The organism is Flavobacterium orientale (assembly GCF_014638005.1).
GTDB classification, from domain to species: domain Bacteria; phylum Bacteroidota; class Bacteroidia; order Flavobacteriales; family Flavobacteriaceae; genus Flavobacterium; species Flavobacterium orientale.
In genome coordinates, this window is sequence record NZ_BMFG01000013.1 from 15,183 (window position 1) to 31,489 (window position 16,307).

The 16,307-nt window shown below is 36.4% G+C and carries 16 protein-coding genes; 7 read left to right on the forward strand and 9 right to left on the reverse strand.

Annotation, left to right across the window (positions count from 1 at the left end; genetic code table 11):
• Positions 1–51 precede the first annotated feature (51 nt).
• Positions 52–825, forward strand: coding sequence for an XRE family transcriptional regulator (locus tag IEV15_RS13465; protein WP_188363061.1), 774 nt, complete (start codon positions 52–54; stop codon positions 823–825).
• A 75-nt stretch (positions 826–900) separates the two neighbouring features.
• On the opposite strand, the gene IEV15_RS13470 is transcribed toward IEV15_RS13465, so the two are convergent.
• Positions 901–1,650 carry a hypothetical protein gene (locus IEV15_RS13470; protein WP_188363062.1) on the reverse strand — a complete coding sequence of 250 codons (750 nt, stop codon included), beginning with the start codon at positions 1,648–1,650 and terminating at the stop codon, positions 901–903.
• A gap of 32 nt (positions 1,651–1,682) precedes the next feature.
• Between IEV15_RS13470 and IEV15_RS13475 the strand changes: the two genes are divergently transcribed.
• Together IEV15_RS13475 and IEV15_RS13480 are read left to right on the forward strand one after the other, a co-directional pair.
• A complete protein-coding gene (locus IEV15_RS13475; protein ID WP_188363063.1) occupies positions 1,683–2,306 on the forward strand; it encodes an SOS response-associated peptidase in 624 nt (207 codons plus the stop codon).
• Between the two features lie 121 nt (positions 2,307–2,427).
• Entirely contained in the window at positions 2,428–2,757 is a 330-nt protein-coding gene (locus IEV15_RS13480; RefSeq protein ID WP_188363064.1) for a helix-turn-helix domain-containing protein, read from the forward strand.
• Between the two features lie 69 nt (positions 2,758–2,826).
• Here IEV15_RS13480 and IEV15_RS13485 read toward each other — a convergent pair whose 3' ends face one another.
• From IEV15_RS13485 to IEV15_RS13500, 4 genes are all read right to left on the reverse strand, one after another.
• Entirely contained in the window at positions 2,827–3,531 is a 705-nt protein-coding gene (locus IEV15_RS13485) for a HesA/MoeB/ThiF family protein (protein WP_188363065.1), read from the reverse strand.
• Positions 3,531–6,110 (reverse strand): DUF4132 domain-containing protein, encoded by a 2,580-nt coding sequence (locus IEV15_RS13490; RefSeq protein WP_188363066.1) that lies wholly within the window; start codon positions 6,108–6,110, stop codon positions 3,531–3,533. The genes IEV15_RS13485 and IEV15_RS13490 overlap by 1 nt, the downstream gene beginning before the upstream one ends.
• A gap of 10 nt (positions 6,111–6,120) precedes the next feature.
• Complete coding sequence (locus tag IEV15_RS13495; protein ID WP_188363067.1) at positions 6,121–6,510, reverse strand: hypothetical protein; 390 nt, start codon at positions 6,508–6,510, stop codon at positions 6,121–6,123.
• A 171-nt stretch (positions 6,511–6,681) separates the two neighbouring features.
• Complete coding sequence (locus tag IEV15_RS13500) at positions 6,682–7,605, reverse strand: toxin-antitoxin system YwqK family antitoxin (RefSeq protein WP_188363068.1); 924 nt, start codon at positions 7,603–7,605, stop codon at positions 6,682–6,684.
• Positions 7,606–7,729: 124 nt separating this feature from the next.
• On the opposite strand from IEV15_RS13500, the gene IEV15_RS13505 reads away from it, so the two are divergent.
• Positions 7,730–8,122: a hypothetical protein gene (locus IEV15_RS13505; RefSeq protein WP_188363069.1), complete on the forward strand. Its 393-nt coding sequence runs from the start codon at positions 7,730–7,732 to the stop codon at positions 8,120–8,122.
• Between the two features lie 550 nt (positions 8,123–8,672).
• Here IEV15_RS13505 and IEV15_RS13510 read toward each other — a convergent pair.
• From IEV15_RS13510 to IEV15_RS13520, 3 genes are all read right to left on the reverse strand, one after another.
• On the reverse strand, positions 8,673–9,623 hold the full coding sequence (locus IEV15_RS13510; RefSeq protein WP_188363070.1) for a nucleotidyl transferase AbiEii/AbiGii toxin family protein: 951 nt from the start codon (positions 9,621–9,623) through the stop codon (positions 8,673–8,675).
• 1 nt (position 9,624) lies between these two features.
• On the reverse strand, positions 9,625–10,200 hold the full coding sequence (locus tag IEV15_RS13515) for a hypothetical protein (RefSeq protein WP_188363071.1): 576 nt from the start codon (positions 10,198–10,200) through the stop codon (positions 9,625–9,627).
• A gap of 172 nt (positions 10,201–10,372) precedes the next feature.
• Positions 10,373–11,053, reverse strand: coding sequence for a S24 family peptidase (locus IEV15_RS13520; RefSeq protein WP_188363072.1), 681 nt, complete (start codon positions 11,051–11,053; stop codon positions 10,373–10,375).
• 185 nt (positions 11,054–11,238) lie between these two features.
• Between IEV15_RS13520 and IEV15_RS13525 the strand changes: the two genes are divergently transcribed.
• A complete protein-coding gene (locus IEV15_RS13525) occupies positions 11,239–12,117 on the forward strand; it encodes a hypothetical protein (RefSeq protein WP_188363073.1) in 879 nt (292 codons plus the stop codon).
• A 5-nt stretch (positions 12,118–12,122) separates the two neighbouring features.
• Positions 12,123–12,407, forward strand: a complete 285-nt coding sequence (locus tag IEV15_RS13530) for a hypothetical protein (protein WP_188363074.1) — start codon at positions 12,123–12,125, stop codon at positions 12,405–12,407.
• A gap of 4 nt (positions 12,408–12,411) precedes the next feature.
• On the opposite strand, the gene IEV15_RS13535 is transcribed toward IEV15_RS13530, so the two are convergent.
• Complete coding sequence (locus IEV15_RS13535; protein WP_188363075.1) at positions 12,412–12,672, reverse strand: hypothetical protein; 261 nt, start codon at positions 12,670–12,672, stop codon at positions 12,412–12,414.
• Positions 12,673–13,298: 626 nt separating this feature from the next.
• On the opposite strand from IEV15_RS13535, the gene IEV15_RS13540 reads away from it, so the two are divergent.
• Complete coding sequence (locus IEV15_RS13540) at positions 13,299–16,298, forward strand: SusC/RagA family TonB-linked outer membrane protein (RefSeq protein ID WP_188363076.1); 3,000 nt, start codon at positions 13,299–13,301, stop codon at positions 16,296–16,298.
• The last annotated feature ends 9 nt before the right edge of the window (positions 16,299–16,307 follow it).

A 16,307-nucleotide genomic window follows, 5' to 3' on the forward strand; every position in this document is an offset into this window, starting at 1 on the left:
TTTAATCCCTTTATTTAGTATTTTTGTAGTGACTTAAAATCCCTTTAACATATGTTGTATATCGCAGACAATTTAAAATGGTTGAGAAGTAAACGAAACTTGTCCCAACAAGAAGCTGCCGACGGTATGAAATTACCGCTTGATCGCTATAAGAAATATGAATACGGAAAAAATACACCACCCGCAGAAACCTTACTCATTATTTCGAGATATTACCACATCAGTATCGATTTATTGTTAACGGTCGATTTACGAAAAACACCCATTGATAACTTACTGCAATTGGAAGACAACCGCATTGTGTTGCCCATTACTGTCAACAACGAAGGACAAAATTTGGTTGAAATTATTACCCACAAAGCCAAAGCCGGTTATGCCGCAGGCGGTTATGCCGATTTTACGTTTATGTCACAACTCGATCACATTTCCCTTCCTTGGCTCAATAAAAACGAAAAGTACCGCACCTTTCCCGTGGATGGTGATTCCATGCCGCCGCACAACAGTAAGTCGTACATCATCGCGAAATATGTGGAAAAATTGGGCGATGTGGTAGACGGCAAAACCTATATCGTCATTACGACCAACAATGAAATGGTCTACAAGCGATTAAATAAAAACGGAAAAAACACGTTTACATTAAATTCCGATAATACGTTCTATAAACCCTACGAAGTCAAATTTTCTGAAATTGCCGAAATATGGGAATATGCAGGAAGTCTCGAAAGAGAAAACTTTAAACCAGAACATTTTTCTGCGGATAGTTTGGAAGGGATTATTAGGAAATTGCAGGGGGATGTAATGGAGATTAAGGAGAGAATGGGGTGATGAAAGTAGGCAATGAATTTTATGTTTTTTGAATTTTATATAATTTTTACTTTGAAATGACTTTATGAGGTATCATTAAATAAAACCAATATGAATAGTGTCACCATTTAAGTAGGTACCGAAGAGCTCAACATCATCATTCTTAATCTTTTCCAGACATTTTTCATAAACTTCAATTTGTGATAAAAGATTCAAATGATGTCTTTCTTTAAAATTGAAAGCGATGTAAGTTACAAATTCTCTCGTATCCCACATTTCATTAAAGGGCTCATCTTTATCAACTTCGTAGAGGTAGACATATTTTGCTTTTCCTGATTCCATTAATTTGATGATCTTGGATCGCATTACTTCTAAATTTTCATGTATTAAATTAGGCTCAATTGCCGTTTCAAAAGAAAATACCGGTATAAATCGTAACAAGTCATCATGAAACTGTTGATCGTAAAAGGAATCTAATCCCAACATTATAAAATGACAGTTGGCAACACGACAAATGTATTCACACTGTACATCCATATTCGAACTAGTTTCATACATATAATGTAATTGTTCTCCAAATAATTCCTCTTTTGTTAGATTTTTATAGTTGTAAACAAGCAAATCAACATAGTAATTTTCTGTGTCTAAACTTGTATTTGGTTCAGGCTCGCTTGGATTAACAGGTACACCTTCGTAATCAATCATAGCTACTACTTCAGCATCCTTTAAGTGTTTTCTTAAGTAGTCTGAATAATAGCCATCATCATAATAGGTTGGATCCTCCGTCTCATAAACGGATTCAAACGGAGCTTTAAATTTTAAGCTTAGTATTACCGGTTTGATCATAATTCTGTACTTTTGATTTAAAGTACAAAGATATGTGTTATTACTCTGAACAAAGCGAACCGCTACTAAAAGTTGAAAAACGTTTTAACGCAAAAGTGGACCAACCTGCTTTGTTTTTACAATCTGATTTTATTGTTGGGTTTGAGTATTTAAATGTTCCGGTTATTTTAAATACTTCTCCTGAAATTATTGCTACTAATTATCATTGGGGACTTGTACCCTCGTGGTCAAAAGATATCGACTTTAGGAAAAATACATTGAATGCCCGAATTGAAACGATTGAGGAAAAGCCTAGTTTTAGAAATAGTACATCGAATCGCTGTTTGGTGATTGCTTCCGCATTTTTTGAATGGCATTGGAATGATGAAAAGGGCAAATCGAAAGACAAGTATCGCGTATCTTCCAGTGAATCGGAACTATTTGCTTTTGCCGGTATTTATGAAACTTGGCTTAATTCAGCTACCGGAACAAATTATAATTCTTTCTCGATTGTAACTACTGCAGCCAATAAGCAAATGGAGTATATTCATAATCATAAAAAACGTATGCCGATTATGCTTAAGCAACGTGATGAAATGGCTTGGTTGGATGGTAGGACTAACGTACAGGATTTTGCTTTTCCGTATAGTGTGGAGATGATTGCGTTTAGGGTCTAGGGTGTTGGCTGTTGTCGGTTGTCAGTTGTCCGTTATCGGTTGTTAGTTAAATGTTGGGTGGGGTTTGTAGAGATAACTATACTTGACTTCGGGTTATTGTTGTAGGATTTAATATACTATTATGGAAATTCAATTTGAACTATACTTGAAGCTTTTAGCAATTACAGATTTTAATCAAACTGAATTTGCTAAACTAACCGGTAAACCAGTTGGAAGAATTAATGAATGGAATAAAGGAAAGCATGTGCCTTCTTTTAAACAGTTGGTTTTGATGGTGGAGAAGTTGGGTTATAGGTTGAATGTAGATTTGGCGAAGAATAAGGAGTTAGATGGCTGTTTTCTGTTGTTTGTTTTCTGTTTTTGGATGGCGGTAAAAAAGGAATTTTTTTTGCTTCGAGGTTGCGAGACCGTTGAAGAGCAGCGTGGCAACAAGGAGACTTCTGTCAGCTAGGAGCGATTGGGGTGACTTGATAAATTGGTGATTTGATGAAATATAATACTTGAAATTAAGTATTTTGACTCACATTGACTTTTTTAAATTGAAGGTTTTAAAAACATTTTTTAAGCCATCAATATAAAGCAATTTTCCTTCAAGGGTCGAGTTGGTATTCAGGATTATTTTTATGGTTTCGTTTGCCATTATACTCCCTATAATTCCGCAAATAGGACTACTAATTCCATTATCTTGGCAAGTTTGAGCTCTTAGTAACGCTTCAACTTCAATTAGATCACTGTACCGGAATTTATTTTTGTAATGAAAAAGAGTAACATAACCTTGCCAATCGGAAACAGCACCATGTACTAAAGGGATTTTTTCTGCATCACAATGTTTGTCGAGTAGTACTCGGGCACTTATATTGTCTGTGCAATCGCATACTATCGAAAAGTTTTCCATTAGTATGGCTATATTATCTTTTGTTATCTTTTCTGTACTTGCGTTAACTTTGATGTTGTTGTTTTGTGCTCTTAATTTTTGTGCTAGTACAGTTACTTTTTTTTGTCCGATGTCGTTTGGTGTGTAGTGAAATTGTCGGTGTAGATTTGTTTCTGCTATTTCATCAAAATCTACGATGCTTAGTTTTCCAATTCCCATTACTGCTAAATAGGTTGCCACGACGGTTCCTAAACCCCCGGCACCTACAATCAGAATTTTGGCGTTTTTCAACTTTTCTTGACCAGCTTCTCCTATTTCAGGGAGTACCATTTGCTGTTGATACCGTTTCATTATCGGTTGATTTGTGATGTTATGGTGCGGTCTGTAATTTTATCATCGTTTGCCAGTAGCAATGCTTTTGAAATAATGACCGATAGTCCGTTATCACCTTCAAACGGTAAAAACAGGTTTTCGCTGTTGTCTTTTTTACTTCTATCAGGCACAATACATAAATATTGATCGTTTGGCTCCATTAAAATATTTGTACTACCAATGTGAATTTTGTAGGTTCTGATTTTTCCTTTTACAACCACAAATTTATCCTCAATGCTGGCTACTGATGCAATTTTTAGGCGTGGAATGAGTCCTTGCAGGATTTCTTTTCTGTTTTTTGCAATTTCTGATAAATCGCCAAATGAGTAAGATTGCCAGTAATCTCTATAAGTGGGTAGCCCACCGGAATCGCTCCATGTTGGGTCGTTACCCACACTTGCGACACCTACAAATAAGTCAATGTCTCGCATGGCCTCTGAAAATGCCACCGGAGGAACATCTACCAATGCTATCAGGTCGTTGGTTTGGGTGTTGACAAATCGAATTTGATCGGTGGTTACGTAATTCCAAATACCTGTTGCGTTGAATTCATCGTCTGCGTTGAGTGCATTTACCCAATATTCTACAGTAAGGTTGTATTCCGGCATTAGTAGTTGTGCGGTATCTTGGTCGCCACCGTCCCATGCACCGATTAATCGGGCTCTCCAGTTACGTCCTTTTGCTAAAGTAACATATTGGTGTTGTTTTAAAATATGGGATGCCATGCGGTTGCTATACGTTCTGGTGTTTACTTCAGCATCGGTGAGTAAATATATTTCTCTATAGGCTTGTTTGAAAGGTTGTTGAATTTGATTGGTCATTAAAAATTGTCGCCATTCTTTCACCTCATTGGTTGAACTTGTTGCCGGGTGCCACAATGTAGCTGCTTTGTACTTGTCGATGTCAATTACTTCTTTTGCTACCGTTACCCATTGGTTATTCAGAAAAATGGCTAAGACCTCTTCTTGGGCATTTGAAAACTTAAAAATCACTTTGTTGATGGCAAAGGACAGCAAGCCGTGTTGCATGTATTTTTCTTTGACGTACTCGATGCTCATGGTTCTGTTGCTACGTAACATGCGGTCGAAACGTTCTTTTTGTGCTGCCGTCGTTTGGTCAATTTGTTTTTGGGTTGCTTTTATTTTTGTGAGTTTAGCACTAAACTTATCTTTCACAAGTTGTGGTACTGTTTTTTGTTCTGAGCCATCCGGTTTGAACCATTTTAGGGATGATTTCCCAGTACCGGTTATTGCCAGAACTGCAGTATACTCTTCAAATACATAGGTTAGTTGGTGACTTTTTAATTTGAAATCGTCTACTGCTAAGTCTTCTATTTCAATGGAGGAGATGCCTAATTTTACAGCTGCTTCGTCAATGTACTTTTCAATTAATGTGAGCGTATTATTTTGCTTGATTTTTAATCGTAATCGCGACAATTGGGCTATGCCATCTAATCCTTTTGAAGCATACAATGTATATAAACATGCATTACCGATGCCTGCTGCTGCCGGCCCTTTCTCGGGTATTTTTTTGAAACAACGTTCTGCTAATTTGCTAATGGTTTGCACAGTAGTATTGTCATAAAACCATGATGACATCCAAACAAACCCTTTGATGGCTTCGGAATTAAGACTAGTTAAGAATTCAGTGATATTATAGGTGTATTCCGATTTGTTGTATACCTGCGTATGCGTTGTAACGGTTTCTTTAAGGTTGATCACTTGGTTGAACCATTCTTGTGTTACTTTTTTAAACTTGTCTGCTCCCAACTGGTCAATGATGGCTTTTGCCTCGTTTAAGTATTTTTGCGTGGGTTTACTACCCGTTGCTTTCTGAGCTAATGTTACTAATTTATACCACAGTTTTCTATCTTCTTCTTTTTGTTGGTCAAGTAAGGCATTTGCGGCTGATTGAAATCCGTCTTCACCAACAAAGTAGGTGGGTTTAATCGAGCCTTCGTTGCCTTGATTTGCAAAAAGAAATGCTTTTATCTTTTCTTCTAACTTGATTTGGTCTTTGTAATAATAACTATTCGTGTCTTTTTTAAATCGTAAGATGTCATTTAAAATTTCCAAGATGGCCACCGGTGCTTCGACCGGTTTAAAGTTATTTTCTATTTGCTTATAGAAACCCGCCAAAGGCCACCAGTACATTTTGTTGTATTCTTTTTCTGGAACATTTTTTTTAAATGAATCATATATCGTTACGACAATTGTTTCTGATAACTTCAACTTACTCCTAAATAAATTATGAATCATCTGCGAAGCCATTTGGAACTCGTCTGATTCTTTCTTTACTCCACGGTTGTAACCCAAATAATTGTTTTTAATTACGTTGGTTAAAAAAAGGACAAACTCTCCTTTTTTTTCATCATCCCATTTTTTAACAACATTGTTATATGCAGGGACCTCTGCGAAAGCAACAGTGTAAAAAAATTTGGAATGTTTTGCGTATTCTTCTACCGTAGTGTTAAAAACCGCTTTAAATTCAGTGTTATCTAAACTGTTATCTAAACGGCTTAAACCGATTGCAGTCTTCAATTTATTTATTATGCCCATATACAAGGAATTAACCTCCTACCAAAGGAGTTAGTTTTACGAATGCTATTTTAGAGGTATTTTTCAGTGTAACCACTTGGTCTAGCTCTTCTAATTGTTCATTATCCACCAGTACAAAGAATCCGTTTTTTTGGAACGCACTTAAGGCAATGTAGACCTGCTTTTCCACATCTATCAATTGCTTGGCTTTTAGTTTATAACCGTTTAAGGTTCGTTCTGCCTCCTTGGGTTGAACCAAACCATTGAAATAATCAGGAAGGCGTTTATTGTAATTTTCAATTTCTAACGTCACTCTTTTTGTGATTAATTCAGCCACGGTCAATTGGTCTGATTCTACCAGCATTTCAAACTGATTGGTAACGGTTCCGTTTAATAGCTCATCGGAAATAAGGATGTTCATCGTATTGTTTGATTTAATTTTTTTTAAATTTAGTAAAAGTATTGGGATTTACAAACCTCACCCCCTCTCGATAGCAATCGGGACTCTCCAACCGAGGGGGAGACGAGGTGGTTAGGGTTACTGCTTTATACTTGTACTCCTATTGTTAGTTACTGTGTCTGTGTACATTTATTATTTATAAACAATAACTCGTTTTTTTACATGATATTTTCCATCTATTTGATCAAAATCATAATACTTTTCATCATTCAGAAATTTTTTAAGTACCCAATTTCCTTTGGTATCAAAAGTGTAAAACGTTTTCCGTTTCATGAACTTTTCACGTTTATCATTTTTTTCTTTTTCTTTTTCAGACGAAGCATATACACTATTGTAATCTAATGATTGAATCACTTTTTCATTTACAGTTGTCGTTTGGGTAAGTAGCTGATTGGCTAAGTTATAGGTGCTATTTTTTGTAGTGAGTACATCCTTTTGCAGGCTTTCCTCTTTTACCATGTTGCCGTTTGCATCATAAAACCATTTCACATTTCCCTGAAAAACACCATTACTATAACTTACTTTTTCAATCAACCGTTTGGAATCGTCATACTTGAATTCATGCGTGTATTTTTTACCCCTGATTATGCGTTCGTCTTTACTGAGTAGTTCCCCTTCATAAAACCAAAAAAATTGACCCTCCATTTTACCATTAAAAAATTCATTTTTTTTCTCAATTCGTCCTTTTTTATCATAATACAAGTGTTTCGTTTGTCCTAATCGAAATTCTTTGTACGTGGCAAGGGTATCAGTATCGGTATGATAGGTGTACACAATTTTGTTTTGCGTTGTATCTTTTGTCATAGGATCGACGGTGAAGACCACAATTTGAGGGTATCTATTAAAAAGGAGTATCGTTTTATTGTTGGTGAATGCCACGAAATCATCCGATAGGTCGGTCGTGAAATGACTTATTTCGATAGACTTAATTTCTTTCATTTTTTTTACTTCGGGCAGTAACTCTTCCGGTCTGGGTTCAAAGGGTAAACGTAAGTCATTTTGAGACCAGGTTATGATGCAATGCAAGAGGAGAACGAAAAGTAATGTTTTTTTCATTTTATATTTTATAGGAGTTGAAGGTAAAAATAGGGAAAATTTTGTGGTGGTATCCTAAAATTCATAAATTTGGTTTTCACCAACGCTGGTACTATTTTAACTTACATTTTAATCTTCGCAATCTATGGAACTCCATTTTAATGAATTTGCATTGACAATTTCAGCAAGTACTTTAGAAGTACCTTACGGCAGTTTGGATGAACTCTTATTTTTGCAAGTTAGGCAAGATGTTTTAAATAAATTAAACGATCCATCTACCGAAGTAGTACATTTCGGCTATGCTCCCGATAACACAGCCGATGCACAAGACGAATTATTGACTACTGGTATTTTTTATCGCATTATTGGCTACGAGAAAAATTTAGGGGTTAATTTCGATAGTTCTCACGAAGAAATAAAAAAAGCATTCGCCTATTTAGTTGAAAACTACAAACCCTTTTGGAGTACTATTATTGTGGAAGAAGGAGCTACCAAAAAAGAAGTTACGATTGAGTTGTTATATCAGGATGTTTTTTAAGTAGAATTCGAGTAAGCCAATTTTTCGCCCCTAATACGACCCAAACTCCTCAAAAAACAAATCGCTTCCTAACACAAATCAAATTGGCAAATTGCACCATCAACATAATGTAAATCCAGGAACCTTCCAATATAATAACATAAATTTACCCCATCCACTTCGCCTATTCACAAAACCTCCCAGTAACAAGCCTAGCAAATTCGTTTGCAAACATCCTAACCTCAATTTTCAAAAAATTCCCCAAATCCAACCCATTCCACAATGTTCACAAATTGTGCTTGTTCACGTTTCCGCGAACAGTAAATAAAAGTGAACAATCTATTATAGGGTAACTTATAAAAGTAAATCTAGCGAAAGTACATGATCTATTCTCGTTAGTATCGTTTAACTTTCAAAACGTAAATATTTTTTTCGCATAACACTACGCATTGTGTAGTAGATAGCAAACAAAATATAGTAATTAAAAAGGATTTCATTGCTACACTAGAATACCACGCCCTCCGCATCCACAAAGTCTCCCCCTCCTTCGGAGGGGGCTGGGGGGAGGAAATCAAAGCCTCCCAACCCACTTCCCTATTTCAAGTAACATTTCTTCAAAATCAGGTTGTCCTTTATAATACAATGGAGCAGTTGATTTATAACGTTCAATAAACCGAGTTCTGATTGCCGCATTACCCAATAAAAAAGCTTCATTTTCGGCAATAGCCCGGTCATAATCCACCGTTGGAAATCGTTCCCTTTTGTGAGCAAAGTACGCTTCCGTACCAATAAATGCTTGAACCTCTTGATTTTTCAACAAACTATAAATGTCATAATACTGACGCATCAAATTTTGACGCTCTTCCTTAGTTTCTTGTTCCTGTCTAAATTTGGTAGCTACCGTCTGCAATTTTTCCACAAAAGTATAACCGGGATGATAGCAAGCAACAGCGAGTGCTCTATTATCATGGATTGCGACACTTTGCTGAATGGCTTTTTCATAAGCCCACGATGAAATATTTATAACAGTGTTGGGTGTCACCTGATCAAAACCGGCTTCCAAAAGTATTCCGTTTTTTATTCCGTCTTTAGCTTCAGTATGCGATTGATAATGCAATCGGACACCGCCACTACGATACGATTTCGTATCATCAAAATCAGTATCTCGGGTTGCCGAAACAATACCATTTATTTTTATACTGTCGGCAAGCCAATCATAGAACTCTTTTCTTGCCCCAATATTTCTTGGCTTGTTGTTCTTCGGGTTTTCATTTATTTCAAATACAGCGGGAGGTTTAATATGTATATCAATATCTTCCGAAAAGCGGTCGATAATGTGATACCCTTTAGATAGTGATGTACCGCCTTTGAGCTCAAAATCAAAGTTCAGTTGCTTCAAGCCATACAAAACATGCATAATCCAATAGTCTTTTTCAACTAGAATAGGCTCAATACGCAATTCATTACCCACAATACGCAAAAGAGCAGCGAAATCCGGATGGTTATGCAAATAATCAGCCATATCAACTACTCAAAATAGGTTCCAAAATACGTTTGGTTTTACTACTCCCATAATCCAGTAACACTTTTTTCAACTTTTTTTGATCCATTGTCTTGGCTCTAAAGCGAACGTTAGAAACCACTTCTTTGGGGTCTTCGGCAAGTTGCTCCAAGTTATTCAATAAGTCAACCAACAAAAACTCCTTAGTAACTTTATTCGGAAAATGGGGTTTCACTCTAAAAGAAAAGGTTTTCCCACCCAAAACAAAATCACCATGACGTTTATGATTGTAAACCATTTTTTGGTTATACAGTTGTGTGGTGCCAACACCAAGAGCATTATAAGCATTAAACGAAGTAAGCAAAAAACGAGAGTCCTTCAAAAACGAACGCACCAAAACTTCTTCCTCTGGCGGTGCTTCGCCAAAGGCAGTAACCTCCGGATAAAAGTAAAGACCCTGCGAAAGCTTTTGCAATGTCCCTTCACTCACCAGTTCATCAAGGTGACGGTCTACAGATTTAGACCACTTCGACAAATCTGCCCGGCGGTAAACCTTACCTCTTCGTAAATGTTTTTTTAATTCTTGTAGCTTGTTCATAAAACAAAACTACAAAATATAAATGAAACGCATAGAGTTTCATTGAAAATTCATGCAAATTTATATAGTATTCACACCGGACACTATAGATAGCCTGTACTTCAACCCTACTTTAAGCCCCCTGCTTGCCACTCCTGTATCTTAACCTGACACCGACTACGGATGGAAAAGGTTACATCATAGAAGCACTGGTAACCGTTGCTTTGATAAGAGCCACTGCCGTTATACTTGCAAAGGGAATTTCTTTAGTTTGGAAATTTTGATTATAAGAAACTAATAGCACATTATCCGGGTCAGTTTCGGATTTTTGAAGGTATTTAAAAGTAACATATTCTTCATGATCAATAGTGAGACTAATAAGATACATTTCACCATAAAAAATCTGATTACTATTTGCCTCCACCTTTTTATAAGCTAAAAAATCACCACTTTTGATAAGCGGGTACATACCTTCTCCGGTAGCTATTACAGCACCATCGCAGGTAGGGGCATTTGGGAAAGAGAGGTAGCCAATTTTATGACGGCTTTTTTTAGTAGACGTCAATAGTTTTTTTAGACCACCTGATTTTTCTATATCAAACACGGGAATAATTTCTTGTTTTGCATACTCGTTGGTCGGAGCTGATTCATTTACTTGCATTAACTCATTTCCGGTAGTACTTTCTAGAAGGGCTTCGAAACTAATACCGAGTTTTTCCTTAACGGTAATTATAAAGTCAAGTCTTGGAATAGTATTGTTTCTATAATTTCGGATATTGGCTTCACTGGTATGCATTGCTTTAGCGAAGGCAGAATTATTACCTCCAAAAAATTGCTCAGCAATTTGGTCTATTTTGCTATTAATATTTCCCATGGTAAAAAAATATCGAAAATAAATTCGAAAAAGTTTGTTTATGTCGTAATTAATTACGAATTTTATCTCGTAAACAAAACTAGTAAAAAATTATTAAAAAATGTTCCATCAATTTGTAATTCATAAAGTCGAGAAATAACGGATACAAAAGATTCAATTGCTACTAACCTTTAAACCATACAATTATGCTACACGCCATACCAAAAGAAAGTCTTCAAATACCGGAAGCTTTACTTCCAATTATTACTAGAATTACAAATTATCTGGATGTAAGTCGTATTTATTGTTTCGGAAAACGACAGTTTACTAAGCAACAAAATAGTGCTATTTTCAAGGAAGACAAGGAAGTAACGTTAGCAATTCATTATGATTTATTAGTGTTCACCATAAAAAGCTACCCAAGTGGCATCGCCGGCTTGCAAGATGAAATAGCCACAACATCGAACGTAGTTAGTACCGCCACACTTTTTTTACATCGAGAAATTCATTTGCAACAGTTAAGAGACGAGCAACAATATTTTTTTTACAGCATCATGAAACCTGAAAATTTAGTATTCGAACAATCCAATTATTACTTTAAACCGTTACCTTTTTCCAACCCCAAAATACCGATAAACAATTTGACTGAGGTTTGGAAAACAAGAGTTGAAACAGCTAGGTCTTTTATTGCTGCTGTAAAGCCTATAACAAAATCAAGTGCAAGTGGTAGTGTCATAATTTTTAATCTCCATCAGGCAGCAGAACAACTTTGTTTGGGTTTAATTGCAGTATTTTTGAATTACTACCCTAACTATTATCATTTGCCCTACTTATTCAGTATCTGTGCTCATTTTACTGACTTAGTTTCCGATTTATTTATTTGCATTCCGGAAAACAAGAAGAACCTAATAGGGATGTTAACTCAAAATGTATCCTACATAAGAAAAGAAAAGCCACTGGTCTTGACAAATGAAGGACTATATTTTCTCGAAAACACTTTGGAAAATTTTCTGAATGAAAGCAACAAATTAGTGGCTCAAAAATTAAAAAATGATGTAGAAAGTCAAATAAAAATAAACCAATAAAAATTATGGAGAAGACAACCTATTTATTAAAAAAAAGAAAGGAGAAATCGTTGCAGCATGAAGTCAAGATACAAGTTTCCGATTATAAAGATCTATTTTTCACGCTTTCTGATTTACTAAAAGTAGCCGTGTTAGCTTTAGATTCTGAAGAGAATACTTCGAGATTCATCGTTGATTCCCGTTCAAATATAAAAGCCTTATTAGAGATTGCTATACAGATGATTCCCTTTCAGGAAGCTGCTATTTTAGATGAAATCCTTTTGGAGAAGAAAGAAAATAATTCTAGTTGATTTTTTAGGGCTCTTGGTCAACAGTAAAGTCAAAATCAAAAAGTTTTTTGGGAGGAACAGCAAGCCCTCTTGAAATTGCCAAAATTGTTCCTAAAGATGCTGCATGTTCGCCTCGTAATACTCGATACACCTGTTTAGGCTCAATATTACCCAGAGAAGCTACCGTCATTACATCAGTGTCTAGTTCTTGAAGTAAACGTTCTAAATTTTGCCCGAATGCAAGTAAATATTTTTTATTATGCTCTTTCACAGCGTGAAATTGCATTGATTTATAAAAAAATAATTGTCAAATATGACATTGATTAAATAATTTGTATATATTTGACACATTTTAAATCATTTTTGGTTTAAAAATTAATTAATTTTGCGATTCTTCAAGAAATCATTTGAAGCATTCGCTTTGAATCTCGCGTTAGAAAACTGGTAATTTTTGCAACGAGATGATAAGTATGATGCTCACGTCAATACTGGCGTGGGCTCTCTTATTGTTGCAACGGTATACCAGTACCTCTAACGCAGTAAGTTGAGTTCCACGCTTTTTTATTTCCCTTTGGTTCTCACTTAATTCTTAGCACTGCTTTTTATTCGGAACGTTTCGCGTCACGGTCTTATTAGTTAATTTTTTTCAGTTAGTTGGAAATATGTCGCTCAACCTTGGCTGCAACAAGCACGAGCGGCATACTTTCCTAATTCTAAAAATTAAGCTCTTAAACAATTTTAAACATTTAAACTTTTAAACCAGTCGCCTATGTTATAAAAAAAGAAAACAAGTCTCAGCTAATCAGTGGCTCAGCCACTCAGTAACACAAAAAAAGGTCCCCTAACCCGTCGCCAAACTAGATAGAGGACCAACGCAAACAAAACTTATGTCTTATTTAACTAACCAATTTTATGAAAAAAAAATTAATTAACCAAAGGAGTACCCGTTTATTGTATGGATGCCTTCTGGCCTTTACTTCATTTTGTGTAACTTCTTATGCCAGTTCTCCACTAGAACTACAACAAACCCAACAACCCATTACCGGAACGGTTACTGATGCCCAGGGCGTTGTGCCCGGTGTCACGGTGCTTGTTAAAGACAAAGCTTCAGGAACGCTCACTGATGAAAACGGTAAGTTTTCTATTGTTGCTACTGCCAACGATGTGTTGGTCTTTTCTTATATGGGTTATAAAACCGTTGAAATTACTGTTGCGAACCAAACAGCAATTTATTTACAATTGGAGGAAGACACTACTCAACTGAAAGAAGTGGTGTTGAATGCGGGGTATTATTCGGTGAAGGATAGGGAGCGAACGGGCAGTATCTCGAGGATTACTGCGAAAGATATAGAAACGCAGCCGGTTACGAATGTGTTGGCTACTATGCAAGGCCGTATGGCGGGTGTGAGTATCACGCAAACCAGTGGTGTGCCGGGTAGTGGCTTTGATATACAGATTCGTGGGCGGAATAGTTTGCGTGCCGATGGAAATAATCCATTGTATATTGTAGATGGTATGCCATTGGGCACAGAGAGTTTGGGGAATAGCTCTTTTTTGTCAGGATTGATTTTACCGGGTTCCGGTGTAAATAGTTTAAGTATTTTGAACCCAGCCGATATTGAAAGCATTGAAGTATTAAAGGATGCTGATGCAACGGCCATCTATGGTTCTAGAGGAGCCAATGGGGTGGTGCTAATTACGACCAAAAAAGCAAAATCGGGCAAGACCACGTTGATATTGAATTCATTTTCGGGCGTTGGGTCGATTTCGAGACGTTTGGATTTGATGAATACGGAGCAGTACTTGAACATGCGACGGCAGGCTTTTGCTAATGATGGGATAACGACATATCCTGCAAGTGCCCATGACATTAATGGGAATTGGGATGAAAATCGTTATACAGATTGGCAAAAGGAACTGATTGGGAATACTTCGTTGCATCGGCAAGTTGATGCTTCCTTATCGGTTGGAAATGAGTTTACTAATTTATTGCTTAAAGTGACTAATTATAATGAAACTTCGGTGTTTCACGGTGATTTTGAATATGGAAAAACCGCTTTTCAGTTTTCGGGAAATCATCAATCGTCCAATAAAAAACTAAACATGGGTTTGTCTATACAATATGTGATAGATAAGAATGACTTGCCAGGCACTGATTTAACTTTGGATGCTATTAATTTAGCTCCTAATGCTCCTGCTTTGTATGATGCGGAGGGTAATTTGAACTGGGAGAATTCGACTTTTGTAAATCCGTTGCGTAAAATTAAGGAAGAATATTTAGCGAAGAGTAATTTTTTTAATGCAGGCGGTACTATTTCTTATGCGTTGCTACCTAATTTGGAGTTGAAAACCATGGCGGGTTTTTCATCTACACGGTTGAACGAGACCAAAATTTCACCCTCTACAATTTACAATCCCGCTTTTGGCTTGGACAGCTCTGTTTCTATATTGTTGCAGAATGAAGGCTATCAGCAATCGTGGAGTTTGGAACCTCAAATGCATTGGAAGAAAGATTTTGGCAAAAGTGCACTCTCAGTTTTGGTTGGTAGCACTTTTCAGGAGAGAAATTTTGGTTCAAGGGCAATTGAAGCGATGGGTTTTACCAGCAATAGCCTAATTTATAATATGGCTGCAGCTGCTAACATAGCGATTTACAATAACGATAACAGCATTTATCGTTATAACGCAGTTTTTGGACGGGTGAATTATAATCTACATGAAAAATATATCATTAATTTGACGGGTAGAAGAGATGGTTCGAGTCGATTTGGACCAGGCAAGCAGTTTGCTAATTTTGGTGCAATTGGTGCGGCATGGCTTTTTGGAAAAGAGCGTTTGATTCGAGAGCGACTGTCAGTAGTGAGTTTTGGAAAATTGCGGGCCAGTTATGGATCGACCGGTAGTGATCAAATTGGCAATTATCAATTTTTAGATACTTTTAGCTCCACCGGTATACCTTATCAAGGCAGCATAGGATTAGAGCCAACGCGACTTTTCAACCCAGATTTCAGTTGGGAAATCAATAAAAAATTTGAAACAGCCATCGATTTGGGTTTATGGAATGACCGAATTTTTATAACAACCGCTTATTTTAGAAACCGTTCATCGAATCAATTAGTTGGAATTCCTTTACCAGGCACCACCGGATTTACATCCATTTTATCAAATTTTCCTGCTGAAGTGGAAAATAGTGGAATTGAATTAGAATGGCATTCAAAAAATATTGAAACGATAAATTTTTCTTGGAGCAGTTCGTTTAATGTTACCTTTCCAAAAAATGAGTTAATCTCCTTTCCGGACTTGGAACGTTCGACATATGCCAATCAATATGTAGTAGGTGAACCTTTGAATATTAGGTTGGTGTATCATTACACCGGAATGAATCCTGAAACAGGATTTTATGAATTTGAAGATTACAATAATGATGGTTTTATTCGCCCTGGCGACGATCGGAAAAAGCATATTGATTTGACTCCATCTTACTTTGGTGGTTTACAAAACAGCCTTCGCTATAAAAAATGGCATTTTGATTTTTTGTTTCAATTTACTAAACAGCTTGCACCGAATTTCAATACCTATAAATCTATGCCGGGTTTAGCTGTTAATCAATCAGTAGATGTTATGACAGGAACACAACCTTATAGTGCAGGATTCAATAGTCAAGCAACAAGTGCCTATACTTTTTATAGAACAAGTGATGCGGCTTTTACAGACGCATCGTTTATTCGATTGAAGAATATTGCATTGAGTTATGCTTTTCAAACTCGCAATGGTTGGGGATGCAAAGTTTATATGCAAGGACAGAATGTTTTGACTTTTACAAATTATAAAGGATTAGATCCTGAAAATTATTCAGGTTCTAAAATTCCACCGTTACGGGTTTTTACTCTTGGCACGCAACTAACTTTTTAATTCCACTTC

Coding starts and splice junctions, on each gene's coding strand:
- IEV15_RS13500 (WP_188363068.1), bottom strand. CDS start 7,605: ATGAAAAAAACATTACTTTTCGTTCTCCTCTTGCATTGCATCATAACC.
- IEV15_RS13535 (WP_188363075.1), bottom strand. CDS start 12,672: ATGCAATTTCACGCTGTGAAAGAGCATAATAAAAAATATTTACTTGCA.
- IEV15_RS13490 (WP_188363066.1), bottom strand. CDS start 6,110: ATGGGCATAATAAATAAATTGAAGACTGCAATCGGTTTAAGCCGTTTA.
- IEV15_RS13510 (WP_188363070.1), bottom strand. CDS start 9,623: ATGGCTGATTATTTGCATAACCATCCGGATTTCGCTGCTCTTTTGCGT.
- IEV15_RS13525 (WP_188363073.1), top strand. CDS start 11,239: ATGCTACACGCCATACCAAAAGAAAGTCTTCAAATACCGGAAGCTTTA.
- IEV15_RS13515 (WP_188363071.1), bottom strand. CDS start 10,200: ATGAACAAGCTACAAGAATTAAAAAAACATTTACGAAGAGGTAAGGTT.
- IEV15_RS13505 (WP_188363069.1), top strand. CDS start 7,730: ATGGAACTCCATTTTAATGAATTTGCATTGACAATTTCAGCAAGTACT.
- IEV15_RS13540 (WP_188363076.1), top strand. CDS start 13,299: ATGAAAAAAAAATTAATTAACCAAAGGAGTACCCGTTTATTGTATGGA.
- IEV15_RS13530 (WP_188363074.1), top strand. CDS start 12,123: ATGGAGAAGACAACCTATTTATTAAAAAAAAGAAAGGAGAAATCGTTG.
- IEV15_RS13475 (WP_188363063.1), top strand. CDS start 1,683: ATGTGTTATTACTCTGAACAAAGCGAACCGCTACTAAAAGTTGAAAAA.
- IEV15_RS13495 (WP_188363067.1), bottom strand. CDS start 6,510: ATGAACATCCTTATTTCCGATGAGCTATTAAACGGAACCGTTACCAAT.
- IEV15_RS13485 (WP_188363065.1), bottom strand. CDS start 3,531: ATGAAACGGTATCAACAGCAAATGGTACTCCCTGAAATAGGAGAAGCT.
- IEV15_RS13465 (WP_188363061.1), top strand. CDS start 52: ATGTTGTATATCGCAGACAATTTAAAATGGTTGAGAAGTAAACGAAAC.
- IEV15_RS13480 (WP_188363064.1), top strand. CDS start 2,428: ATGGAAATTCAATTTGAACTATACTTGAAGCTTTTAGCAATTACAGAT.
- IEV15_RS13520 (WP_188363072.1), bottom strand. CDS start 11,053: ATGGGAAATATTAATAGCAAAATAGACCAAATTGCTGAGCAATTTTTT.
- IEV15_RS13470 (WP_188363062.1), bottom strand. CDS start 1,650: ATGATCAAACCGGTAATACTAAGCTTAAAATTTAAAGCTCCGTTTGAA.